Consider the following 22,355-nt stretch of genomic DNA (forward strand, 5'->3'; position numbering starts at 1 on the left):
ATGAGTCAACCTTCATCAACTTTGCAACCACGTTGACCGGAACACCGTCATCGCTGTCCAAGTCTGTGAGCGCCATCAAGATCATCATTTGCGCTCCAGCAATACCGAGCGCATTCGCCTGGAAACAGCGAAGGTCGTCCAGACATACATTGATGGATATGATTTCCCACGTCTGAGTACATCCTGACTCGCGGCAGGGCTCTTTCTGAGCCTTCTTATTAATCCAGGCAACTTCGGCGCCATCAAATCTCAGGAGCTCCATCCTCAAACTATTCCGGGCGAGCAGAGCTCAACAAGCGGGAATAAATGTTCGCCTGCCCGAAGCGTCGAATCTCAGGTCAATGAGCTGAAATCCCGCCCACTCGCTCCCGTACCAACCTTCTTTGCAGGGAGGTCCGGTGCTTAAGCTGCCAAGGGTACAAATCAACCTCACACGATCACGGTGATGAAATCGGTCAAAAATCTGCTCTTAAACGCAGATTCGAGCGTCACTCCGGGTTCTCAGGCTCATCTAATCGACAACTGTGCGCGCAGAAAGTCGCGACTCGCGGGGCGCGGCTTGAACTGTCCAACGAGGACGTAGAATAGGTTGATCCGCACACGCGTGGAGCTCAGCGTCACGAGCCGCTTTGAGCGCGACTTCATGCCGATCTGGATCATCCGTCGTCGTGGCGCAGGTTACGTTAATAGGCTCACTGTTGACGCGTCATGTAGCTGATAGCGCAAATCATCCTGTACGCAGATTTTCTGCGGATACCTTGGCTGAGCTGCCAGTCTTGATCTCGAAGCTGATCAAGGCTCCCTCTGCAAGATGGATGTGTGTCCCCCGGCGTGGTGTAGCACCGCGTTCCCCGGCAAGAGCCGGGCCGGTCAGCTGGCGAGTGCCGGAAGGCTGACGGTTGGAGCATCGCTCAACGCTCGATGGTTTCCCGCGTCATGTATCGGGCACGCTGGACCGCCCATCGTTCTGTTCGAGCAGGATCGCTCCGATGAGGCGGACGATGGCATCCTCATTGGGGGAAGATACCGAGCACCTCGGTCCGCCTCATTTCCTCTCCGTCTTGTGCTTCACGATGAACCGGCCATCTCGGGTCCGCCCGCAGTAGTGGGTGAAGCCGAGGAGGCGAAGGTCTCCTGGACAGCCCAGTGCTCCACGAAGGCGAGCCTACATTTCCCGAAGAGACACAGCCAAACCTCGCGAGAGTGAGTTCCCAATCTAAGGTAGCGACAGAGCAAGAAGATTGAAAACTACCATACGCGCGTGAAGGTATCGGCACCCTTCAACTTGCCGGGCTTGCCGTTCTTGTCAACGTAGAACAGCGTCCATGAGGTCGGCATTTGAGACCCGTTGAGTTTTCCAACCCACCGGGTGAAGGAATTGCACTGGGCAAAGGTAACAACAAAATACAAGCCAGTTGGGCTAACGGCTCCCGATGCAGGATAAGGAATGCCCTGGCACGCAAACCCTTGAGCATGGTTTGTGAAAGTCCCTTGTATTGCCCCGCTATTGGCGGACCAAACAAAAAGTTCTGAACCTCGTTCATTCTTCCAGTATGAGGGAGCAGGAAGCCCCTGCGCAATGGCCTCGGCGGAAAGAAAGAAGGAATGGGCGAGCAGCAAGAGTCCCAGAAGTCTCTTCATATTGAAGCCCCAAAAAAGGTCACTTAAAGGTCGCAACGTGGATCATCTAGCGTGATACAACTTGAGGTCATATTCGCTGCTCTTATCTCGCTTTCGGCAAAGGAATGCGGCGCATATACCCGAAATCGCGCTGGATCGCGGCGTAGCCGGACCCTGTCGAGCCCTCGGCGCTTTTCATCCTCGAATCGGTTCGCCTGGGCGGCTGCGCGCCGAGCCGATGCTCGGTTATTTTGATGTGAGGCAGCAACGCCATGACTATGGTCGTCGGAGGAGATGCGGAGAGTAGAGGTCATTGTCCACGAGCTGTATCGGATCGGGCAATCCGCGCCAGGACGTCCATCCCGTGTTGCTAGTTCTACTGCGTCACAAATTTCGGGCGTGGTCGCATTTTGCTTTGGCCGCAACACGGGCATCGCGGCAAGGTTCTGGCGATCGCGTTGGCCAAACGGATGCGCATGGTCGCGATTGAGTTCGGGATGTGACGTTCAGGCCGCAACGGCAGTACCTCTGGGTCGGTAACCTGCGGGAAGGGCAAGTTGCGGGAAGATCGGGGCGTGACGAGGTCCTGAGGGGGGAATCGTCTCCCTTTCGGAGATCAGGAATCCGTAAGCTGCGATGCAGAGCGTTGCGTGATGATGGAAGCCACGCCATCCCCGACCTTCAAAATGCCCGAGGCCGACTTCTTGCTTGAGCTCCTGATAGTCGCGCTCAATGCGCCAACGCAGCTTGGCGAAGTAGACCAGACGGTGAAAGGCGATATCGGCGGGAAGCGTCGACAAAAAGTATTTGGTCGGCTCGGTCTCGTCCTTGGGCCACTCGATCAAGAGCCATTCTTGCGGGCACGGCTCGTGGCGCCTTTCGTCACGCCGCGCGGCACGCACCCGCACCCGCGCAAAGCGCGAAGACATGGTTTCCGCCGAACCTTCTCGCCATTCGATGGTGCGCCAGGCGCGCTTGGGCAGGCCGAGTGCAAGGTCTTTGACTGAGACCGGCCAATGCTTGGCGTCGCGCTGCAGGCGCTTTGGTGGCCGTCCGCGGCCCGACCAAGTCTTCGGCGGCAGCGGTCCCGTCCCGTCTGCCCACACCGTCGTATTCGACAGAATGCCCGCGACGTAAGCCAGCCCCAGGGCCGTGATGTCGGCGCGCAGATTGCTGTTATTGCCATAGCCGGCATCCAGCAGCGCCGCGCCACGCGGCAGACCAGCCGCGCAGGCCCAGTGCAGTTGCTCCAGCGCGATCTCATGCTTGGTCTTGAAGCCAATATCTTCAGGAACCCCCACCTTGCGCAGACGATCGCTATCCTCCGCCCATTCCTGCGGCAGATACAGCCGGTACGCCACCGGCAGGCTCGCATGTTCGTTGGCAATCGACAGCGACACCGCGACCTGGCAGTTGTCCTCCTTACCAAGTTGACCGCAATATTGCCGCGCAACACCGACCGACTGCCGCCCCTTCTTCGGCAGTCCAGTATCGTCGATAATCCACGCTTCGATCGGGCCGTGACGCTCGATCTCGGGCAAGACCTTCTCGCGCACCTTGGCCAAGACGCGTTCGTCGGACCAACGTCCCTCGCCGACAAAATGCAGAAGCGATTGATGCTGGGCGGCCACCCGCGCCGGTGCCGTGACCGCTGCGATCGGTTCGACGCTCTTGCGCTCGCCTCGCAGCATCAGCCCGGTGCAATAATCGCGAAGCGGCTGCTCTCGGTCTTTGTGCCCGATCACGCTCGCAAGCCCCTCGACATAGGCGGCAAATCGCGATTCACTGCTCTTAAACCTTCGGCGATCCATCCTCAGCCCCTACCGCTGGCCTGAATCCCGCCCACTACCTGATTCCTGAATCCCTGGTACTGCGACTTTCTGACTCAGTAGAACTAGCATCATCGTCTTTAATGGTCCGAAAAACGCGTGCAGATCAAGAAGCAGGCCCCGCCCGCACGACTTTCGTGGGCCAATGATCTCAGATAGCGCCTGGTGATACGATACGTGGTATTCGATCAATCCTTGGGGAAGAAGACCTTAGCATTACAGTTGCTTTGTTTGCGGGCTTCTGAATCCATGGGCAACCATGATTCGAATGTCGTGGACGCGGGCCGCGTCGGTTGAGGAGACGCTTGCGTTGTGGGCGGCGTCGCTTCGAGAGGTCAAGCAGCGGATACGTCCGTTGTTCACGCAAGAGCGTGTGGCGACGAATGCAGGCCTGTTCCTGGAAGGTCTGCTCGGAGATGAGCAGCGCAAGACCGGTTGGATGCGCGCGGAGGCGGCTGGCGATCCCGGCCCATGGCGGCAGCAGGCGATCCTGGGTCGCGGGGATTGGGACGCTGATGCCCTGCGCGACATCGTCCGGGACTATGTCATCGAGCACTTGGCGGATGACGATGCGGTGCTGGTGATCGACGAGACCGGCTTTCTCAAGCAGGGTAAGGCCTCGTGCGGAGTGGCGCGGCAATACACTGGTTCGGCAGGGAAGATCACGAACTGCCAGATCGGCGTCTTCGCTACCTACGTTTCGCGTCATGGTCATGCGTTCATCGATCGCGCGTTGTATCTTCCGAAGGAATGGACCGACGATCCAGATCGTCTGGAAGCCGCATACGTGCCTGCCGATGTCGGCTTTGCGACCAAACCAAAGCTTGCGACGAGAATGATCGCACGTGCGATAGCCGCGTCTGTACCATTCAAGTGGGTTGCCGGTGACACGGTCTACGGTGTTGGCGATATCGAACAGCAGCTACGGCGGGCAGGCAAAGGCTATGTGCTCGGGGTCAGCAGCTCTCATGTCTTCCGATCCTGGGGCAAGCGACAGCCGGTCGCCGGCAAGGCCGAAGACATCGCCCGGACGCGGCGCCCGTCCGACTGGAAGCGCTTGTCGGCGGGAGCCGGAACCAAAGGACCGAGGCTGCATGACTGGTGTTATCTCGAACTGGCCGATCTCGAGGTCGAGCAGTTCAACAGCGCAAATGATGGTTTATGGACGCGCGGTCTGCTGATCCGTCGCCATATCGCCGATGGCGATCTCGCCTTCTTCACCACCTGGTGCCCAGCGGGAACATCAATTGAAACGCTGGTCGCGGTCGAAGGCCATCGATGGGCGATCGAGGACAGCTTTGAAACCGCGAAAAACGAGTTCGGGCTCGATCACAACGAGAGCAGGTCCTGGCATGGCTGGCATCGCCACGTGTCCCTGGTGATGCTCGCCTTCGCCATGATGGCGGCGATCCGCCATCGCGCCAATCCGCCACCGCCCAAAAAAACCAAACGCCGCCCCCCGGCAAAAGCCAAAGCACACCCACGCCGCCGCTGATCCGTTGGTCAATCCAGGAAATCCGCCGCATCGCCATCAGGCTTGCTCGAAAGCGGATCCAACCCGCGCATGTCATCGCATGGTCATTCTGGCGCAGAGCTCACCAGGCTGCCGCTCAGCGCGCGCATCTCAAAGCAAAACGGCAACTGTAATGTTAGAGTCTGTCCGGGATCATGCTGTTTTTTGGCAGAGCTTTCGCAGCATGAGGCGGATTGAGGCGAGGCGCAAGAACGCCAATGCCTTTCGGTTGAGGCACTCCCAATCCTTGGCCAAACGGCGGCAGCGGTTGAGCCAGGCGATGGTGCGTTCGACGATCCATCGCTTGGGCAAGATCGCAAAACTCTTTGCTGTATCGGAGCGCTTGACGATCTCGACGTCGATTTGCCGGAGGATTTTGCGAACGGCGGACTGAAAGATCGGCCCCTGATAGCCGCCGTCAGCATAGAGCTTCAGCAGGAATGGATGCAGGCCAAACAGCGTGGCCATCACCAGCACCCCACCGTCACGATCCTGGATGTCCGCCGAATGCACGAGGGCGTGGAGCAGCAAGCCTTGAGTATCGACTAGGATGTGGCGCTTCTTGCCCTTGATCTTCTTGCCCGCATCGTAGCCATGCGGGTCGATCCACGCCCCCCTTTTTCCGCGCTCTTGACGCTTTGACTGTCGATGATGGCGGCGCTCGGGCTGGGTTCTCGGTTAGCCAATTCTCGACATTGTACATAGAGCGCGTGATGGATGCGATCGAGCGTGCCGTTCCAAGCCCACAAGTCAAAATAGTCGTGCACCGTGCTGCGTGGCGGCAGGTCCTTCGGGATCGCTCGCCATTGGCAACCGGTGCTCAGCACATACATCAGGCCATTGATCACCTCGCGCACATCGACCGTGCGCTTGTTGCCGCCTCGCTTGGCTGGCGCAATCAGCGGCTCCACCAACGCCCATTCCTCATCAGTCAAATCGCTTGGATAGCGTAGCCGGCTTCGGTCGTAACGACCGCGGTTCTCCTTCGTCCACATGGGCGCCCCTTCGAATCGGACCGCCACCCTTGAATCACAAATGATTCCGATGATTCAAGATGTTCCCGGACAGACACTTAGGTCCGGGCGCTCCTGATAGATCCGTGTTCGCCGAACAGAGACTCGGAAATCACGGCTTCCTGGAACGAACCAAATAGCAGCCCTCCGGATCTCGATTCAAGTCGGCGACGTATCGATCGTGTATCACCGCGATCCTTGCAATCCCCAATTCAGGCAGGAAGCCGTAGACCCGGGAGGTGCCAGTCGGTTGTTTCTTAGCCATCTTCGAAGAAGCAGCGTGAAAGCCCGCTCAATGGATGGCTGAATGAAGGCGCCGCTGTGGAGTCAGCGGCTTGCGAGGCACGTCGCGTCAACAAGCAACAGCCGCCCTCGCTGCGACTGCCTTCGAGCGACAGGGCTTCCTGACAGCGTCCAATGAACCCTTTGCCGGCGGCTATGTGATCAGAAAGCACTACAGCCCTTCACCGAAGCGCGGCTGATCGAACTGCGATACACAAGTATATGGATTGCGGTTGTCTTGATGATCCGGTCCGGCCATGCTGCTGAATCCGGCCACAGCGCCGACTCTGGTCGTCTGCGCCAGGATCACCTTTGTGGCCCGCGCTTGGGAATTGCGTTGTCCCGCGCTCATCGACGAGAAATCGTAGGCGTATGTCGGCTGCGGTTGAGCTAGATCGAGCACTCGTCGAGGGCGAGCAAATTTTTGTTAGATGGCTGGCGCGGCCCTTGAGACCAAGATCACGAGTGTATGGTTGCAGGCAGCTATCGCTTTCGCTTATGAGCAACGACTCGTTGAGGCTGAGCGGCTTGCCGACGTCGCGGTGAAGCTCGCTTGGCGCCGTCACAGCCATGTCGCCGTCGATGCCGAAATCCTGTCCACAGTGCTGCGGCTCGACACATCGAACGATTTGGCCAATTATCGCGCCGTCACCGCGTACATTGGCAGTCAAAATGCCGAACTCAAGTCACATCTTTCAGTCACACTCACGTTCTTGGATCGGATCTGGTTGAGCAATCGGCCACCGAGTTGCGCGAGTTGAAGGCGACCGGCATTCTGCTCGAACAATTGACGCGCTTTCGTCAGAGCGATTGGGCATTGGTGCTCGCGCTGGTGAAGGATCAAGCGCCTCCAAATTTGCGGAGATACATCGACCAATGGGTGGGAGGTCACTTTCTGGGACGGCACAAGTAGCCTGAGGCAGAGCGCCAGCTTCAGGCGTTTCGCATGGCCAACGGTGCCGAACGGGCTCCGCCACGCAAGCGCAGACGGCGTTTCTGATCGATCCCCATAAGTGGGAAGAGCAATCCGAAACTTGGTAAGCCTTTGTGCCAGCGTGGAACGCCGGTTCTCGCTTGTGCTGTCGCCACCCGGAATAGGCCAGGCTGGAAGTGATAGAGGCGGTCATCGAGCGACACGCCCAGATGGTGTGGATCGCGCCGACGCCGGGCTCGATCGATGAGCTGCGCCGGGCAATGGGGAACCCACGGCCGTCGACAGCGCGGCCGGACCCAAGCTGATCGAGCAGAAAGACGGCGCATCACAAGGGTCAAACGCTGCTAATCGCCATGGTTGCGATGGTAAAAGTCCCTCGCCGACTGACTGGGGGGCAACATGGTTAAGGCATTTCGCAATACGGTCATGGCACTTACTTTTGTAGGAGTTGCCGGCTGCAACATGTTTTTGAATTTCATGAATGACTATTTGGTCTGCGGCCTTGCGCTGGCGGCTTCAGTGACCGCCGGCTTTTGCGTTGAGCGCATCTTCATCGAGCGGTCCCGTCGGGAGATGATCCGCCTCCACGGCGCGAACTGGCATTCGGCGGAGAACCGACAGGTCGACTCATGAACGTCACCCGTCGCCCGCTCGTTATTTTCATCATCCGATTGTTCGCATTCGACCCGAGGGGCCTGGCCCGATGATCAAACCGGTCCATCCATTCCGGTTCGCTCGCATCGAGCGCCTGCGAGAGCTGCTTGAACCAGACCACGGAATGGCAGTTGATCCGAATGCGGGCGTGAGCACCACGAAGCTGGTGAGACCCGATCCGCAACTGCTCGATGCAGGTTTGGTACTCGGTCGTGATCCAGGAGGGTGCGAGTTGGGTCCTTCGTTGCGAGCCTGCAAGCGCTACGGCACGCAACCGGTCGATACGCCCGAGTAACATCACGATCTGGAAGGGCGACGACCATAAGCTGACCCGACGTAGGGGGCGATTGGGCGCGCCCGTGCATCCACCGCCCAGCATCGCGCCAAGTGCGGACTTTTGGATTCCATACGCAACAGAATGTTGCGGTTGAATCGAGGTGGATTTGTATGCCGGCTGGCAAGATCGGGACATAGCTAGGGGCTTGCGCGAGTTATCGCAGAACTTCGGCTGGAGTGTTGCGCAGCTTGCCAGTGAGCTGAAGCTGGAGCGGACGCTGGTTTGGTGAGCGAAGAACGATAGGCCTATCACAGAGGCGGATGCAGCGCGTCTCATGATTGGAGTGGGACGATTCTCGGTCGGAGCGGTCGGCTGTCGTGATGGCGCATATCCATGAAATCTGTTGCGTTTGTTGCTGCGTGCAGTTGAGGTATTCGAGGTCGACGATGCGGTTCGGACAAGGCGGGAGACCTGATGCGCTATATCGTCTCGAAGACCGCGACGCTGCCCTGGCTGGAGAGTTTTGCCGCGCGCATGGCCGGGGCCACTCGCTCTACGCTTTAAGTCTGTCCCACGCTATGCAGGTGGCGATCGTCCGTCTGAACACGCGGCCCCGACTTCCGCTGACTTTCGACGCTTCGCGCCATCCGCTCACGTCGCGAGCACACGACGCTCCAGAGCGTCTTCGCCTATCCGCCGCTGGCGCACCGTATCAGCTCTCGTTTTGAATTCAACGCTGGTTCGGCCAGGCGTGAGTTTGTGCGTGCGTTCGAGGTCTATCGGTCGCAAAACCTTCACGTCCTTGTCAGCTACAGTGACACGATTCATTCCGATCGCAGATCTCGCGGGACCCAACGAGAAAGTCCTCGCAGATGTGTGAGCGCATTCGACATCATTCCCAAGGAGCGAGTTTGGGCGTTCGGGCTAGTCAGGGGCAAGTGACTGAATCTGTGCTCGTTGCGCGTCCGTAGAGCTTCACTGGACTACTCACAACCTCATTTGCTCATGCGGGGTCATCCTGGCGAATGAGCCGCTTCTCGTAAAAGATCACTGCATATCCGTGCAACATCCCTTCCCCGCGGCGAACATAGCCAGCGCTCTCATAAAGTCTTTGGGCCCCTACTTGGATCGTTGTTGTGTCGAGCATTATCCACTTGAAACCGAGAGCAACAGCTCGCGACTCCAATTCACGAAGCACCCTCCTTCCAAACCCTCGTCGCTGAAAGACGGGGTCGACCCGCATACGTTTTAGTTCTGCGACATCATCATCAAAAGGTTTCAGCCCACCCATGGCAGCGAATCGGGGACCAATATGCGCAACTACGAAGTCTCCGCCCGAGGCGATGTATACTTCCCCGATATTGCGTAAATCATCCTCCCAAGCCCCTTCCGGGCCACACACACCAACATCCTGCGATGCGCTTCTGTGCAGATGCCATACATCATCGCTATCCCCGGACGCGAACCGACGAACGATCAGTTCGTCTTGAGACATCGACTATTACCTCTCGACCGGTGGCGGACGCCTGCGCCTCTGGCATCGTTGTCTGTTTTTAGCCGCGCAGAGACCACCGTCGGCTTACCGGCGCGCCTCTGTCAACAGCCGCTGAGAAAGGACAGCCTCAACACTTTCCGATACCTCAACTCCGACAACTGGACGACCCGGCTCAACCGTATATTTTAAGGCCGTACTACGGTGCATCCGGGTAAACCGATCCAGTGCACAAACACAGGACGTGCGCAGCGTTCCGATTTCGCCGCCGTGATGCTCCACGACTGGCGAAATGGTCGCAACCCTGGGAAACTCCGCTTTCCCCTTTAGCCAACCTGGCTTGAGCGGTGCACTCCCTTTGCCTGACGACAGCCAGCGGAATACCTCGTGAATGCATCTCTGCGGATAATATTCGGACAGCCGATACAGATCCCTATAAAATTGCGGTTTCTGGTGGAAGAGTTCTTCACCGACCAGTAGCACCGAGACCGCCACGATACGGGCCGAGAAGCGGCCGCTTGGACCAAGCGTATTCTTGTAAGGATTCTTTCCGTAAAACACACGAAATTGGCCAAATAAGTCCGGCGACATATGTTCATAAAAGCGCGTCAGAACATTGTTTGCTGACTCAAGGCGCTCCAGGCATAGCGCAAGACATTGCCCCGCATCCACGTCGGCCACATCACGCAACTTAAGCAGAGCGTCCATTGCTGACTGCAATTCGCTCTCGATGATCTGATGGCCCAAGCAAAAATCTCGCTCCTCGACCCCGGCCGCGCCGAGGCAGTATACGCGTGGATCGTTCTGCAACGGATTCGTAAGGATCATATCTTCATAGGAGAGGACCTCAATGCCAGGCTGCCGTTGACAACTTGAGCGCGCAAGGCGGCTCAGTACCTCTCCCACCGTCAGCTCGGCGTCCACGGGATGAAGGCCGGCAAACGCAGACATCTGATAAGCACAATTTACGAGATATTGGATGTCTGTCTTAGCGATCTCGAAGTCCGACTGCGGCAGACTTAGCAGCTGCGCTTCATAGTCCGTCTCCGCAATCATCGCGTTGATGCTACGCCCAAGAGCCTTAACCGCTTCATCTGGTCGTTCACTGCATTTGATCTCCGCAATGCAGTGCGGCAGTTGATCGGCGACAAAATTGCTGACCAGCCCAAGCGGGCGTTCTCGCTGCCGGCGATCAATGCTATCGGTCAGATGCGAAAATATGTCCTCCGCCTGGCAGGGCGACCCTTGCGGGGTGGAAACGGAAAAAGGAGCGACCATAAATGAGCGCGCCCGCGACTTCATCGAAACGCAACTTGCATTTCGGCACTTGACCCGTATCGTGCGGCCGGTGAGTAATCGTGTTTTTCGAGCAGATCAGTTCGTTTGTCTATTATCCTACTGTCGTTGTACGCGACCCGCTCGAGTATATTGTTCGAGAAAAATAGCAGCGATACGGCGCCCGAATTGATAGTGCCGGCGGCAGTTAACGAAAGCAGGCCATCGTTTGAAATGCAGATGAGACCTGCCTCCTTCAAGAGTTCAAGCTCGCGGCCAAAGCATTTCTCGATGGACACCCCAAACTCCCGCTCGAAGCGGGAGAGCAACACCCCACTGCTTCGCAGGGCAAACATTACCGTTCTGCGCATGAGATCATCTTGCGACAGGACAACACCCTTCCACACAGGCTTCTCGCCCGCCTCAACCCTATACAGGTAGCGATCTAAATCTGCCTCGTTATAGAACTGGCACTGGCTCATGTAACCAAATCCGGCAACCCCAAACGGGACCAGATTATTGTCGTTCCAGGAATCGTATTTGCGGCTCTGTTGAACCGAGTGTGGCTGCGACTGCTTACTCCAATAGAAAATCGGCCCATGGCGATAGCCGAGTTTCGTGAGGATGTGCTCGGCCATAAAATGCATGATAATGCGCTCCTTAGCCCCGGCAAATTGATATCGTCCCCGAGCCAAATGGCGGGCTACGGGGTCTGTAGATTTAAACATCAATGGGAATACATTGAACTTCTCTATTCCCATATCCAGTAAGCCGATAAGTGAGTCGTACCAGCTCCGGAGCGTTTGCTGCGGCAACCCATACATGAGGTCAAGCGACAGATTCTCAACGCCCATCTCATTCAGTAACTTTACGAGTTGTACTACCTCGTCCACGTGGTGCCCGCGGTTCAATATGCGTAAAATGCTCGGATCTAGACTCTGAACGCCCAATACGAAGCGGTTTACGCCGGCTCTAAGCAGTGTGGAGATGCGATCTGCAGCGTCCACTTGCTTTGCAAGAGAGGGATGCAATTCGAAACTCACCTCCGACTTAGACAAATCAAAGCGCCGGCTAATCATACCAAATAGCGTTTCGAGTTGACGGTTGGTCAAGAACGAGGGAGTGCCGCCTCCAAAAAAAGCAGTCTCAACAGCTCTGCCGGCCAGCGCCGCGTCCGACCAACTCATCTCTTTATCTAAAGCCGCCAGATAGCGCTCCACTCGCCCGGAAGATGGATTGATTTCCTTGGCGAAGTGGCAAAAGGTACAATACTGATCACAGAAGGGGATGTGAAAATAGAGATCAATTGACGACGTAACCTGAAGCAACAACTTTTCGGCATTCAGGTCTCCCATTGCCTTGAGAGGCGGATATGTGCCGACAAGATAATCGTTGTGCGTGTCAAGGTGCAAATTCCGTGACCTCAACATGTCAAGGTTAATGTCGTACGAGCGGTCGATCGCGAATTCCAAGGCCTCGGAATAGGTCGGCGCGCGCATTTTTTAAACTCCTCTAGCTTTCGTGTGAAGGCAAGGCGCGATGGCAGCTTCGTTCCTCGTGTCACATCGCGCTCTTCAGCTCGGGCTCGATACCGAAGTCGTGCATTTCGATCAAAGGCGCGGATTTGTCGGCTCCCACTCGAGGCAACCACCGTAGACCAGAACGAGTGTCGCCATCCGCTCGGGGACACGCGGGATGATTATGGTTCGGCGAGGAAGACAGATGCCGTGGCCGAGGCCGAATGTCCTTGGCGTTGCGAAACGGAACCGAGGAAGACTTCAGGCGCCGAGGAGTGCGAATACTGCTCGAGAAAATGGTGCTCCACCTCCGAGTGTGACCAGCACCGAGTCGGGCGCCGAGCTCGATCTCCTCCAGCGTGCCATTAAACAACTTCTGTCCGCTCCCCTCTTCGAAAGGAGGCGGCCATTGCTCGAGACCAAGCTTGATTTGGTTTCCTCCCGGTCCGACGCCGACATTCGCATACCGCTGCATGCATTCGCCACAGAGCCGCCCAAACGTGTCACACTGGTTTGGATTTGCTCGGGAGTAAGCGCGCTGAATGCTAGTCGCTTCTGGTGGTCTTGAGAGTTATCCAACGCGAAGAACCACAGCGGCACCCGCGAGGGACGCGGCAAAGCTTTAGGCAGGACCGCACTCAATAGCGCAGCGTCCAGGGCGATTTGGATCAATCGAGCAAGTTTCATTTGAACTCCTGGGCCGGCGAATGCGAGACCGTCATGGTCGTGCGGATCCTTTACGGTGTCCTAGCAATCCACGTGCCACCAAAGAGATTTGCGAGCCGCCTCGCTTGAAGAGGGCAACACGATGTGCTTCGCGTCCACCGACGGAATACTCGCTCCTCAGTGTCTGGTCCCGGACATTAACGTCTTCAGCCGGACACGGCTGAACACGACAACGCGGAATGTTGAATGACGATGGCGGCCTCTCATGCCGAACTCGAACATCCGCTCCAACGGCGACCTTACGACCGAATCGCTCGTCTGATGGATGCAGCGTCCCGGCACGTGATCGATATGCAAATGAACTCGTCGCTTTCTTGCGGTGGGGTGGCCACGGAGCGACTTCGATCTATTGGCGGCGCTCGGCGCGGACTTGCCATGCGCGGTGCGCGTCGTTCCGAGCGACGAGGCTCGCCGCAGCGCGTCGGCGCGGCCGACTCTCCGGTCAAGGTGCCGTGGATCATTCTGCCCGGTTTCATCGATCTCCATGACCATCTCACCTGGAATATCCAGCCGCGATGGCTCACCGGCCGGAGTTTAACAACTGCTATGAATGGTAGGATTCCGCGGAATAGGATTGCTTGCTGAAAATCCGCACTGCCGGGCAATCCCAACTTTGGCCTGCGAAGCGCAGATGTACGCGGAGATCAAGGCGCTTGCCGGTGGGGCGATCTCGGTCCTCGGCGATTGCTGAGCAGCGATAAGAGCTCTGCAAACCATCCGCGCGTGCGGGACTTGCCCGAAATCTGGATAGGGGTTCCGGCTTCTCGCAACAGCAACCGGTCTCCAACCGGCCGTGCGCCGGGAGCCTCCACCTGCACGCACCAAGCCCATTGGCACTTGCTGTGGAGCGCGCCTCTGTGCAAGACAATTCGTCCCAGAAGGGCAGTAAGGGAACCGCACTGTGAGAGCTTCTCTCGATGGCGAAATTCGCGACGGCGGCCATCATATGCAGGTCCGCGTCTATTTCGAAGATACTGACTCCGGTCAGATTGTTTATCACGCAAATTTTTTGCGCTTCATGGAACGCGGTAGAACGAACTACTTGCGCCTGCTCGGAACCACTCAGCAAGCGCTACTCAAAGAAGCCAAGAACGATGCGCCCGGCTTTGCCTTCGTTGTCCGCTCCATGACGATCGATTTTCTAAAACCGGCGGTCTTGGATGACCTGCTTGACGTCGTCACAGTCCCGCAAGAGGTGAGGGGAGCGTCGATTGCCTTGCTGCAGGAATGCAGGCGCGGAGACGATCTCCTAGTCACGGCGCGTGTACGCGTGGCGTTTATTTCAGCCGGAAAGGCGCAGCGCATCCCGAAGTCGCTGCGGCTCGCTATGGAAGGGCTTAGATAAATCTGCCGCCTCGTTCAAGCTTTTGCCTTCCAGCGCCCCAATGAAATCAAGTCATTAAGCTTCTGTTGCGACATAGTCAAACCAGTGTTTAGCCAAGCGGTGTATCACGCCAATTACCTGCGGTTTATGGAACGCGGCAGGACCAATTTCTTGCGGTTGCTCGGGACCGATCAGCGGGCTTTGTTCGCAGAAGCCAGTGCCGATGGGGCCGGGTTCGCCTTTGTGGTCCGATCGATGCAAATCGATTTCCTGAAACCCGCATTCATGGACGATGTGCTGGATATTATCACCGCCCCTCAAGAGGTTAGAGGCGCATCGATCACGCTGTTACAGCAATGCAAGCGCGGCGATGATCTCTTGGTCGAGGCTCGCGTGCGGGTCGCCTTTGTTGCCGCCGGCAAGGCACAGCGCATTCCCAAGGCGCTCCGGGCCGCGATGACCGGCCACGAATAAGCCGCCGGGGTAATGCCCACCAAGGGGCCAAAAGGGATCATCAAGTCAAGCCTCCGCCGCGCGCCAGCGGCCCAAAGCGATGACCTTGCCGTGTTGCGATAGCGTATGTCCCGCTTTGGCAGATTTCCCGCACAGTACATTCATGTCCACGCACGTGCCCGCCGATGGTCGTTACATGACCACTATCGAAACCGAAATTCCGGGAATACTCGCCAACGACGTATCAGCCATCGCGAGCAATATTCAATTCTACCTGGACGGCTACGACATCATTGTTAACCGCACGATTGCCGCGCGCGGGCAAAAGGTTCTTCTTGAAAGTGAACCGGAGGTCTGTCGCTTTTGCAGCCAGACTAAACCGGCTTGTGACGTTCATAGGAGGCTCACGCCGTTCCAGCATTGGCCGGAAATAGGACTGTAGCTCTTGGCGTGGTATTAAACGTTATCGAATCTTCAATGTGACAGTGAAGCGGTCGCCGTGGCTAATGCTCCGAATTTTCGATATGCGGCACGCGAGTCTCTGGCGCGCGCGAAGACCGAGCTTGGAGCCGATGATCCGCATCGGCTTCGTTACGCTGCGCTAGAACTGCGCGATGCCATGGAAGCACTGACCTATGATCGCGCATTAGCTTTCAAGGACGACATTCCGCCTGAGGAATACAAGACTTGGCAGCCACGCAAGGTGATGGCCGTGCTGCTCGAGATCGATCCCTCCATAGGCATGACATCCACCATCGCCTTTGGGCTGGAAGAGGAATACGGCAAGCCCGCGCCGCGCGAAAACATGAAGCTGCTTGGCACCGACGTTGTTTTCACACTCGCGGACCTCAAAGCCCACTATGACGCCATTGGGTCTTACCTGCACATGCCCTCGCTGGAGCAGGTCCAATCCGGTTCCGGCGAAGCTACGGGAGCGTTGTGGGGTCGTCATTTGTCTCGTCGAGAGAGTTCTGAGCTCTCAAGTGTGGAATAGCACGTTGGGGGTTACTGCCACGCTTGATCAATGCATGAACGAGGATTGTAAAAAGCCGATCAGAAAGCGGATCCCTTCCGGTCAGGAGAAGGTCGATGCGCAGTGCTTCGAATGCAAAGCCGAGTATACGATCACATCAGAGTCAGACGACCGTGTTCTTTGGACGCCGAAGATGACAGATGCTCCATGTTCGACACCTCAATGTCCGGAGAAGATGTCTCTTTGGCCACGCGAGATCAGATCCGGACCCCATTGGCGTTGCCGCGGCTGTGGCGCACACAACGGTATTGCTCTTACGGTCACGAAGGTCGAGGATGAAAATAACACCGCCTCTTCGTGATTGGACTGAGGCCAGGATGATATGTCATCGCGCGCGGGTCTGACCGATTGGCGGTGCGAACTAGGCTGATAACTTTCGCGCCGCCGCACGCTCGCCGTGTTCGAAAGCGTCCACGAATTGCTCAAGCTCGTTTTCCGTCAAGCCAAGCGCGCGACCTTCCTCACGCCAGCGCGCAACAGCGGCCTCGACTTGGCCTAAGATTTCTTTCGCGCGCGCGTTGACGATGCGGAAATACGCGATGACCGACATCAATGCGTCGATACTGGCCTCCGGTCCGGCATCCTCCGAAATCCAGGTCTTCAACTCCCGGACACGTTCCGGAAAGGGATTGATGTCGAAGGCCGGCGCCAGACGCCACTGACCCCGATCGACATGGAGAAATCCATGATTCATCAAGTGGTCGTCCACATTGGTGATCAGGATCGAAAAGGCGATCCGCCGCCAAAGTTCTTCAATATCCGCCTGCGGTTGCGAACCATGCTGGCGAAGCGCGTCGACGATTTCGGTATAGGCGTGTTCGCCCGGATCGCTGGGCTCGGCGCCCAACATGGTCGCGGCTGAGACATACATCAATCGGCCGCCCCCATCCGGCCGATCAAATCGGCGGATGAGCGCGACAGATGCACCATCGCTGTCGATCAGCTGTGCCTGGGCTGCGTTAATGCCCGCGGCCGCTGCAAGACGAAGCGCGAGCACCTCGCCTTTCGTCACCGCTCGCTCGTCGGTGACGCTCGGAAATTTCCCGATGGACAGCCGGCCATCATCATCGACAACGGTGCATTTTGGACGCAGCCCACCAAGCGATGTTCCGCGGCCGCGCAAATAAGCGAGATCAGCCGCCGTCTCGGTGTTTGTCTCGACGGCTCTGCTGGCGGCCAACAGATGCGCTAACTCAACCAATGGGGGCGCGGTGCGCCGTCCCTCCTCGATCGCGCGCTGGAATACGCCATCTTCATCTCGGAGACGAAGGGCGCCAACCCGGCTGACATCATCGACAGAGAGCAAGTAATCAAGAGCGTTCAGTGGCTGTACGTCCATCTCCGCACCAGTGCGGCGAGCTTCCTGGCGACGCTTGGCATAATCGCGCTGGATCACGCGCCGGCCCCATCCGTCCGGTTCGGTGTCGGCGATGGCCAGATGGAAGATCGAGCCGTCCTTCGCCTTGCGATGAAACTGCGCGCCCGTGACCAGCGGTAATGCCGGATCGATTGCGAACCGATCCGGCGCCGCGAGCCAGGCCGGATCGTATTCGAACGCAGCGCTCTCGCGTGCTCCTTGCTGGTTGTAGTGGATGGCGCCGAGAGGCCGGGCGTCGTCGCCGATCTGAAGCTGGATCGTGCGTTTCATAGTGCGGTCGCCGATTTCTTCACCCGCACCCGCTTCGGCAAGCGCTCCGCGTCGAGCAGGAGGCCTTGGTCGTCGCGACGCGGATCAACAATTTCGCCGAGCGCGTCGCCGAAGCCCAAAACGAACAGCGCCATGGCGTAGACTCCCATGGAAACCGTAGGATCTCCTTTCTCGACGCGGAGATAGGTGCTCTTCGCGACGCCCAGCCGCTCAGCCATCATCACCGTGGTCAGGTTGCGCTTTTTGCGCGCCGTGGCGATGTCAGCGCCCAGCTTGACCAGCGAGCGTCGGACCTTGGGCGGAAGGGTGTCTGTAATGGCCGATTTCATCTTAAGGTCTCATACATGAACCAGTATCGATACTACAGGATCATATATAACACCTTAATTCTGCCTGTCACCCTTCTGGCAAGGACGATGGACGGCCAGCCCTCAGCGGCGCCTAAGCCACTCCCACAGAGCCTGTGTGTGGAACATCCACACGACCAGTCGAATTTCGGTTGAAAGGCGCTTGTCGCCGGCAGCGATCTTGTCGCCCTCGCGATAGCTCTCGCGCAACAGGATCGCGGGCGGTGAGTTGCGGTTGGGAATGCGGGCGGCACAATTTTGCTGGGGGCGATGCCCTCGCCAATCCGATAATACCCCGAACCGAGATCTTCTCGTGGTGTCGATAGGAATGTCAGACTTCGACCCGAAGTGACCTGGCGGGAACGCCTGTCGGGTCAAGTACGGCAGGTTCGACACAGAACCTCCTTGTGATTGGCAGGGTGTGCAGCGTCCTGTTGCACAGTTGGGTCGCCGCTGCCCTCTTTTTCGTCAGGGCCGATCATGTCTATTGAGAGCGGGATTCGAGAGATGGCCTTGTAGGCTACTACTCTCGTGCAAGCTCGCTTTATGTCGCAGAAATAGGACCTACATTTGGACACTAAATGGAAGGGACAGTCTTCATATAAAAGCATGGCTGAGATCGATAAAGACAGGTCATCCCAGCGCCGCTCCGAAAGATGCAACATGCCAAGTCATTTACGAGGCCGCGCGGCACAAGTTCGCGGGCAGCGGCTTGCCGCGACCAGCATTGAGACGGTGGCGCGTCTTCAGCAGCACGGTGCCGCAAGAGGCCGGCAAGTTCTCCGATATCGCCGGGGTGTATTATACGAACGGTATTCAGCGCCGTGAATAATCGTTCAAGAGGGATCCCTTCCCGGGTCGAAACTCCGTAAGAAATCAGCGAGCGGAAGCCATCCACGATCTTAAAGGCGAAGCCGGCCGAAGTTCGTCGCTCAGGCAGACTGACCTGCCGTTCTTGTGTCCCGCAATGACCGCGTCCAAGTTCACTTGCGAGTCAGCGCATAATCGATCGAAAATTCCAACGACCCGGTGATCGAGGCCCGCTGAGAAAGCCAAATCCAGTTGCCATCCGGATCACGTACCATCGACACCCGTGCAGTTGTCCCTAGTGTCTATGGTGCGCGGGCTTCCAGCAGCACTTCGTCACCGCACACAATCCGCGGGCGGTGTTACTGCGTCAGAAATTTATATGCGACAATCAGAGCTACCATGCTCACGAAAATCAGCAGTGCCGGGAGGGATTTTCGGATCATTGGCATCGTCGAATGGCGCGCAGCCGATAGACCGGGCTGAGGTTTAGGCCCTCTCTGGAACCGCCCGACTTTGCTCTCTGTCGTTGGTGTGCGAGCCTTTGGTTCCGGCGCCGCGCCCACACCTCCCAGCTCGCTGTAATAAGCGCTGTAGACCTCGCGAACGGCCAAGGCCGCGGACTCGGCCTCGCTCATCGTCTCGAGTCGGGTTCGATAGCTAGTCAGGAAGCTCTGTGCGTTTGACGGAAGGTCATCGAAACCACCGAGCTTTGCCATCATAAGCCAGGTGGCAAAATCCGCCTCGGCTTTCGTGCGAGCTTTCTTGGCGATACTGGTGTTGGAGCTAGAGGACATGGTGGTCCGATTGGTTCGCCCACCAAACTCGTCGGCGTTCATGGCTATCGTTGGACAGTTCGCTTAGGTATCTCGGTTGACGTCAGGTGTCCCGCCGACGAGATTAGCGGCTCGCTGCAGCCCCATGACTGCCGCGCCGGTATGCTCCTAGCAATCCGGGTGTCGACTAGCCTGTAGTTGGCAGTCGGTATATAGCATCTCCTATGGGTTGGGATGCGGAAGACGTAGCACTGCTCAAAAAACTCTGGGCCGCAGGACGGAGCGCCGCGCAGATCGCACGTCGTCTCGGGTATATGCGCCAGTCAACCGACCATATGCGACCATGGCCTTGGCGTGGTGCCGGAGACTTTCGGAATGGCGTACAGCATGGCGGCCGGCTCGATGAATTCGCGCTTGTGGCGCTCGATTGCGTGTTCGTCCATTGTCTTAGCCAGGCCCGCCGAGCTCCTTAAGTTCAACGAGGAACGCCGCGCCGACTTCGACGGCCCGCTCGGCTGCTTCCACATCGACGTCCATGCCATGCGACGCTTCATTCATAACGCGCAAGGCCTCTAGGAACCGTTCGGTGCTTGCGGGCACAAGGCCACGCTGACGCAGGTCGCGTAGCATGAAGGTTCTGCCGAGGCAGGTCTTAGCCAGACGTTTCGTAGGAAGTCTTGGGTCCGAACCGATAACGGCAGGACCAAGCCTAGACAGCAAGCGTGGAGGGTGTGAATTGGGCCGCGTAATGGGATCGTCGCGGTCGCCGAGCCTGCTTCAAAAGTCGAAGGCAACGGGCCGGCCGTCCTCCCTTTTGTCGTCTCGAAATTCTTTGACGGGAAAAGATCGCCCCCCTCGTAGCGACGCACCGATCTGGCGGAGAGCGGGCATATCGAACGACAGCTAAAGATCACGTAAGGTCAAAAAAACGCGCGGTAGAACTCAAGAACATGCGAATCTTGTTGTGTCATGTTCCTCACTTAAGAACTGCGATCAACTGAGCCACAAGCTTTTCGCGATCTGCGGCACGCAGCTTATCAAGATTGATCTGCTTCCATCGGACTGCGGGAAGCTCTGCCGCTCCATCGACGCCCAACAGAGCCCAATCTGGCTTCCCGCGCTTGAATCCGATCAGAAATTCCCGATGCTCCTTCGGCATCTTTCCAGCTACCTCGGCGATCAAGTCCTCGCGGGCCTTCAATAGCTCATCCAGCGAGACCGGATCTGAAGTCATACCCTCGAAGCCGTGCTCGAACTCCTGGCGGATATCCTTTCGCCGCGGCACCACAACTTCAGAAATGGGCCGGTCATGGCTGATGAGATAGACGATGAAAGCGCGCCTCAGGTCGTCGCTGATGCCCTCATTCGCCAGAAGATCGCGGATGTCAAAAAGATCGCGAGGATGTTGGCGGTCAAGGGCGGCGACGATTTTTCCCGCGTAGAGGTCGGAAAACGAGACGACTTGTGTCTCCGCAAAACCAAAGCTCTCCTCGACGTTCGGAAGCACGGATCTCATCTCGGGATCGAAGACGCAGCCGCGAAGGACGGGAGTGACTTCGATCTTGATCTGGGCGTCGGCCCTCTGAAGTGTCAGCTTGGTAACGATGCCTTCCGCGCGGTTCACGACCTCATTCACCTTGACGCCCGGAATTCCCTTGCCAATGGCGACAGCCATTCTTTTCATGCCCGCATCGATCGCGGCCAGCGATTCCGGCCGGCCGGCGACAGGCAGGTAGGTCAAGTCGATATCGACTGACAAACGCGGCATATCGCGCACGAATAGATTGATCGCAGTCCCGCCTTTGAGAGCAAAATCCTTTTCCGCCGCAACGAATGGCAAGGTCTCGATCAGCAGCGCAACCTGATGCCGATAGCGTTCAGATAGGGGCACTGAGATCCTCCGGCACGGTGATCAAATATTTCGGATCGAGCCTTCCGCCTTTCACCAGCATGCGCTTTCCTTTCCCCAAATCGACCTTGTCACGGTCTATTTGCTTCAGCCATGAATGGTTGTGCCGGTCGGCAAACCAGAAGAACAGCCTTTTGACTTTCACGCTTCTGCAACTGTCCAGCAGCTTTTGCAGCTTGCGGGGACTGAGGTTGCGCAAGCCCTCAACAAGCATGTCGACCTGGTGGAAGCTCTCGCTATGCGGCAGCTCGTCGAGCAGTTCGAGCAACGCCCGTTCGGGCGATGAGATGGTGAGCGGCCATTCGCTCTCGCCCCATATCTGCTTGAATGGTCCTGCCTGAAACTCATCGGCAGCTGCGCCGGTATTGTTCTGGACATTCCAGGCGAAGTTCTTGAGCCCCTTCGTCACGAGATCGGCTTTGAAGAGCGTTGTGCTCTTGCGGAATGTGAAGTGCTCTTTGAGCGGAAGCTTGAAGAGCCATCCGGGCGGAGCATCCGGACCGTAAAGATAAACAACGGTCGGTCCACTCGCTCTGAGGTAGTGCGAAAAGCCTTGCAGTTCGAGCGCTGTTCGCCCTCCGACGATCAGGGGGCACTCAAGCAGCGTCTGAAGCGATATGACCGCCTTCTGCCATGTCAGAGTGCCAAGCGGGCGCTTGAAAGTTCCACGCGTCGGCTGAACCAGCCAGCCAGCCGAGACATACTGGCTGCGCAGGCCTGTCGAATAGCCATGCTTCGTCATCCACCCAGCATCGACCAATAGGCCTTCCGGCAGGGTATGTTCGAGGCAGTTTAGCTTTCCGCCGGAAGGCTTAGTCATACTTAGCGATATAACAGTATTTCAAACCAAGAGCAAGTTTATAGATTTGCATATTTGCTAAGCCTGACTATGCAGAAAACTCATAATCAAAACCTGGCTTGCCAGG

21 protein-coding genes and 1 pseudogene are annotated in these 22,355 nt (G+C 57.5%); 8 read left to right on the forward strand and 14 right to left on the reverse strand.

The genetic code is table 11. The annotated features are described in order from the left end of the window. Window positions 1-870: 870 nt before the first annotated feature. The 3 genes and pseudogenes from IVB18_RS06190 to IVB18_RS06200 all read right to left on the reverse strand — a co-directional run. Window positions 871-1,061, reverse strand: a pseudogene (locus IVB18_RS06190) (transposase); the annotation flags it as partial. 187 nt (window positions 1,062-1,248) lie between these two features. Continuing rightward, on the reverse strand, window positions 1,249-1,641 hold the full coding sequence (locus tag IVB18_RS06195; RefSeq protein WP_247988337.1) for an avidin/streptavidin family protein: 393 nt from the start codon (window positions 1,639-1,641) through the stop codon (window positions 1,249-1,251). Window positions 1,642-2,126: 485 nt separating this feature from the next. Beyond that, window positions 2,127-3,431 carry an IS701 family transposase gene (locus IVB18_RS06200; protein WP_247984493.1) on the reverse strand — a complete coding sequence of 435 codons (1,305 nt, stop codon included), beginning with the start codon at window positions 3,429-3,431 and terminating at the stop codon, window positions 2,127-2,129. 277 nt (window positions 3,432-3,708) lie between these two features. On the opposite strand from IVB18_RS06200, the gene IVB18_RS06205 reads away from it, so the two are divergent. After that, on the forward strand, window positions 3,709-4,944 hold the full coding sequence (locus tag IVB18_RS06205) for an IS701 family transposase (protein ID WP_247983811.1): 1,236 nt from the start codon (window positions 3,709-3,711) through the stop codon (window positions 4,942-4,944). 171 nt (window positions 4,945-5,115) lie between these two features. On the opposite strand, the gene IVB18_RS06210 is transcribed toward IVB18_RS06205, so the two are convergent. Beyond that, window positions 5,116-5,957 (reverse strand): IS5 family transposase gene (locus IVB18_RS06210; RefSeq protein WP_247801096.1). Its coding sequence is split into 2 segments (ribosomal slippage): window positions 5,116-5,585 and window positions 5,585-5,957, totalling 843 coding nucleotides; the frame shifts between segments, so codons are not numbered across the junction. A gap of 773 nt (window positions 5,958-6,730) precedes the next feature. Here IVB18_RS06210 and IVB18_RS06215 point away from each other — a divergent pair. The 3 genes from IVB18_RS06215 (at window position 6,731) to IVB18_RS06225 (ending at window position 8,140) form a co-directional block, all read left to right on the forward strand. Further along, window positions 6,731-7,018 (forward strand): hypothetical protein, encoded by a 288-nt coding sequence (locus IVB18_RS06215; RefSeq protein WP_247988338.1) that lies wholly within the window; start codon window positions 6,731-6,733, stop codon window positions 7,016-7,018. 572 nt (window positions 7,019-7,590) lie between these two features. Continuing rightward, on the forward strand, window positions 7,591-7,824 hold the full coding sequence (locus tag IVB18_RS06220; protein WP_247988339.1) for a hypothetical protein: 234 nt from the start codon (window positions 7,591-7,593) through the stop codon (window positions 7,822-7,824). 70 nt (window positions 7,825-7,894) lie between these two features. Next, window positions 7,895-8,140 (forward strand): hypothetical protein, encoded by a 246-nt coding sequence (locus IVB18_RS06225; RefSeq protein ID WP_247988340.1) that lies wholly within the window; start codon window positions 7,895-7,897, stop codon window positions 8,138-8,140. A 985-nt stretch (window positions 8,141-9,125) separates the two neighbouring features. On the opposite strand, the gene IVB18_RS06230 is transcribed toward IVB18_RS06225, so the two are convergent. The 4 genes from IVB18_RS06230 to IVB18_RS06245 all read right to left on the reverse strand — a co-directional run bounded on the left by IVB18_RS06230 (window position 9,126) and on the right by IVB18_RS06245 (window position 13,618). Then, window positions 9,126-9,617 carry a GNAT family N-acetyltransferase gene (locus tag IVB18_RS06230; RefSeq protein ID WP_247988341.1) on the reverse strand — a complete coding sequence of 164 codons (492 nt, stop codon included), beginning with the start codon at window positions 9,615-9,617 and terminating at the stop codon, window positions 9,126-9,128. A gap of 84 nt (window positions 9,618-9,701) precedes the next feature. Next, entirely contained in the window at window positions 9,702-10,916 is a 1,215-nt protein-coding gene (locus IVB18_RS06235) for a hypothetical protein (protein ID WP_247988342.1), read from the reverse strand. Further along, window positions 10,913-12,388: a coproporphyrinogen-III oxidase family protein gene (locus IVB18_RS06240; protein WP_247988343.1), complete on the reverse strand. Its 1,476-nt coding sequence runs from the start codon at window positions 12,386-12,388 to the stop codon at window positions 10,913-10,915. Before IVB18_RS06240 ends, IVB18_RS06235 begins: the two co-directional genes overlap by 4 nt. Before the next feature lie 861 nt (window positions 12,389-13,249). After that, window positions 13,250-13,618: a hypothetical protein gene (locus IVB18_RS06245; RefSeq protein ID WP_247988344.1), complete on the reverse strand. Its 369-nt coding sequence runs from the start codon at window positions 13,616-13,618 to the stop codon at window positions 13,250-13,252. Between the two features lie 415 nt (window positions 13,619-14,033). Here IVB18_RS06245 and ybgC point away from each other — a divergent pair, with 415 nt between their 5' ends. The 4 genes from ybgC to IVB18_RS06265 all read left to right on the forward strand — a co-directional run bounded on the left by ybgC (window position 14,034) and on the right by IVB18_RS06265 (window position 15,903). Continuing rightward, window positions 14,034-14,477, forward strand: coding sequence for a tol-pal system-associated acyl-CoA thioesterase (gene ybgC, locus IVB18_RS06250; protein ID WP_247988345.1), 444 nt, complete (start codon window positions 14,034-14,036; stop codon window positions 14,475-14,477). 126 nt (window positions 14,478-14,603) lie between these two features. Next, the gene (locus IVB18_RS06255) at window positions 14,604-14,930 is read left to right on the forward strand and encodes a thioesterase family protein (RefSeq protein ID WP_346732661.1); all 327 of its coding nucleotides are present in this window, start codon (window positions 14,604-14,606) and stop codon (window positions 14,928-14,930) included. A 175-nt stretch (window positions 14,931-15,105) separates the two neighbouring features. Beyond that, on the forward strand, window positions 15,106-15,351 hold the full coding sequence (locus IVB18_RS06260; RefSeq protein ID WP_247988346.1) for a hypothetical protein: 246 nt from the start codon (window positions 15,106-15,108) through the stop codon (window positions 15,349-15,351). A gap of 57 nt (window positions 15,352-15,408) precedes the next feature. Next, the gene (locus tag IVB18_RS06265; RefSeq protein ID WP_247988347.1) at window positions 15,409-15,903 is read left to right on the forward strand and encodes a hypothetical protein; all 495 of its coding nucleotides are present in this window, start codon (window positions 15,409-15,411) and stop codon (window positions 15,901-15,903) included. Between the two features lie 400 nt (window positions 15,904-16,303). Here IVB18_RS06265 and IVB18_RS06270 read toward each other — a convergent pair whose 3' ends face one another. From IVB18_RS06270 to IVB18_RS06295, 6 genes are all read right to left on the reverse strand, one after another. Next, on the reverse strand, window positions 16,304-17,590 hold the full coding sequence (locus IVB18_RS06270; RefSeq protein WP_247988348.1) for a type II toxin-antitoxin system HipA family toxin: 1,287 nt from the start codon (window positions 17,588-17,590) through the stop codon (window positions 16,304-16,306). Further along, window positions 17,587-17,919 (reverse strand): helix-turn-helix transcriptional regulator, encoded by a 333-nt coding sequence (locus IVB18_RS06275; protein ID WP_247988349.1) that lies wholly within the window; start codon window positions 17,917-17,919, stop codon window positions 17,587-17,589. Before IVB18_RS06275 ends, IVB18_RS06270 begins: the two co-directional genes overlap by 4 nt. A 1,187-nt stretch (window positions 17,920-19,106) precedes the next feature. Continuing rightward, window positions 19,107-19,541 carry a hypothetical protein gene (locus tag IVB18_RS06280; protein WP_247991571.1) on the reverse strand — a complete coding sequence of 145 codons (435 nt, stop codon included), beginning with the start codon at window positions 19,539-19,541 and terminating at the stop codon, window positions 19,107-19,109. A 426-nt stretch (window positions 19,542-19,967) separates the two neighbouring features. Then, the gene (locus tag IVB18_RS06285) at window positions 19,968-20,150 is read right to left on the reverse strand and encodes a hypothetical protein (protein WP_247988350.1); all 183 of its coding nucleotides are present in this window, start codon (window positions 20,148-20,150) and stop codon (window positions 19,968-19,970) included. A 346-nt stretch (window positions 20,151-20,496) separates the two neighbouring features. Continuing rightward, the gene (locus tag IVB18_RS06290; RefSeq protein ID WP_247988351.1) at window positions 20,497-21,411 is read right to left on the reverse strand and encodes a nucleotidyl transferase AbiEii/AbiGii toxin family protein; all 915 of its coding nucleotides are present in this window, start codon (window positions 21,409-21,411) and stop codon (window positions 20,497-20,499) included. Beyond that, window positions 21,398-22,249, reverse strand: a complete 852-nt coding sequence (locus IVB18_RS06295) for a type IV toxin-antitoxin system AbiEi family antitoxin (RefSeq protein ID WP_247988352.1) — start codon at window positions 22,247-22,249, stop codon at window positions 21,398-21,400. Before IVB18_RS06295 ends, IVB18_RS06290 begins: the two co-directional genes overlap by 14 nt. Window positions 22,250-22,355 lie beyond the last annotated feature (106 nt).

The organism is Bradyrhizobium sp. 186 (genome assembly GCF_023101685.1).
In the GTDB taxonomy this organism is placed as follows: domain Bacteria; phylum Pseudomonadota; class Alphaproteobacteria; order Rhizobiales; family Xanthobacteraceae; genus Bradyrhizobium.

What these genes read in the sequence shown, in the direction of transcription:
- IVB18_RS06275 (WP_247988349.1), bottom strand. Translation starts at nt 17,919, where the DNA reads ATGAAATCGGCCATTACAGACACCCTTCCGCCCAAGGTCCGACGCTCG.
- IVB18_RS06195 (WP_247988337.1), bottom strand. Translation starts at nt 1,641, where the DNA reads ATGAAGAGACTTCTGGGACTCTTGCTGCTCGCCCATTCCTTCTTTCTT.
- IVB18_RS06205 (WP_247983811.1), top strand. Translation starts at nt 3,709, where the DNA reads ATGATTCGAATGTCGTGGACGCGGGCCGCGTCGGTTGAGGAGACGCTT.
- IVB18_RS06245 (WP_247988344.1), bottom strand. Translation starts at nt 13,618, where the DNA reads ATGGAGATCGATGAAACCGGGCAGAATGATCCACGGCACCTTGACCGG.
- IVB18_RS06285 (WP_247988350.1), bottom strand. Translation starts at nt 20,150, where the DNA reads ATGCTACGCGACCTGCGTCAGCGTGGCCTTGTGCCCGCAAGCACCGAA.
- IVB18_RS06260 (WP_247988346.1), top strand. Translation starts at nt 15,106, where the DNA reads ATGACCACTATCGAAACCGAAATTCCGGGAATACTCGCCAACGACGTA.
- IVB18_RS06255 (WP_346732661.1), top strand. Translation starts at nt 14,604, where the DNA reads ATGGAACGCGGCAGGACCAATTTCTTGCGGTTGCTCGGGACCGATCAG.
- IVB18_RS06295 (WP_247988352.1), bottom strand. Translation starts at nt 22,249, where the DNA reads ATGACTAAGCCTTCCGGCGGAAAGCTAAACTGCCTCGAACATACCCTG.
- IVB18_RS06200 (WP_247984493.1), bottom strand. Translation starts at nt 3,431, where the DNA reads ATGGATCGCCGAAGGTTTAAGAGCAGTGAATCGCGATTTGCCGCCTAT.
- IVB18_RS06225 (WP_247988340.1), top strand. Translation starts at nt 7,895, where the DNA reads ATGATCAAACCGGTCCATCCATTCCGGTTCGCTCGCATCGAGCGCCTG.
- IVB18_RS06235 (WP_247988342.1), bottom strand. Translation starts at nt 10,916, where the DNA reads ATGAAGTCGCGGGCGCGCTCATTTATGGTCGCTCCTTTTTCCGTTTCC.
- IVB18_RS06220 (WP_247988339.1), top strand. Translation starts at nt 7,591, where the DNA reads ATGGTTAAGGCATTTCGCAATACGGTCATGGCACTTACTTTTGTAGGA.
- IVB18_RS06280 (WP_247991571.1), bottom strand. Translation starts at nt 19,541, where the DNA reads ATGTCCTCTAGCTCCAACACCAGTATCGCCAAGAAAGCTCGCACGAAA.
- IVB18_RS06240 (WP_247988343.1), bottom strand. Translation starts at nt 12,388, where the DNA reads ATGCGCGCGCCGACCTATTCCGAGGCCTTGGAATTCGCGATCGACCGC.
- IVB18_RS06230 (WP_247988341.1), bottom strand. Translation starts at nt 9,617, where the DNA reads ATGTCTCAAGACGAACTGATCGTTCGTCGGTTCGCGTCCGGGGATAGC.
- IVB18_RS06270 (WP_247988348.1), bottom strand. Translation starts at nt 17,590, where the DNA reads ATGAAACGCACGATCCAGCTTCAGATCGGCGACGACGCCCGGCCTCTC.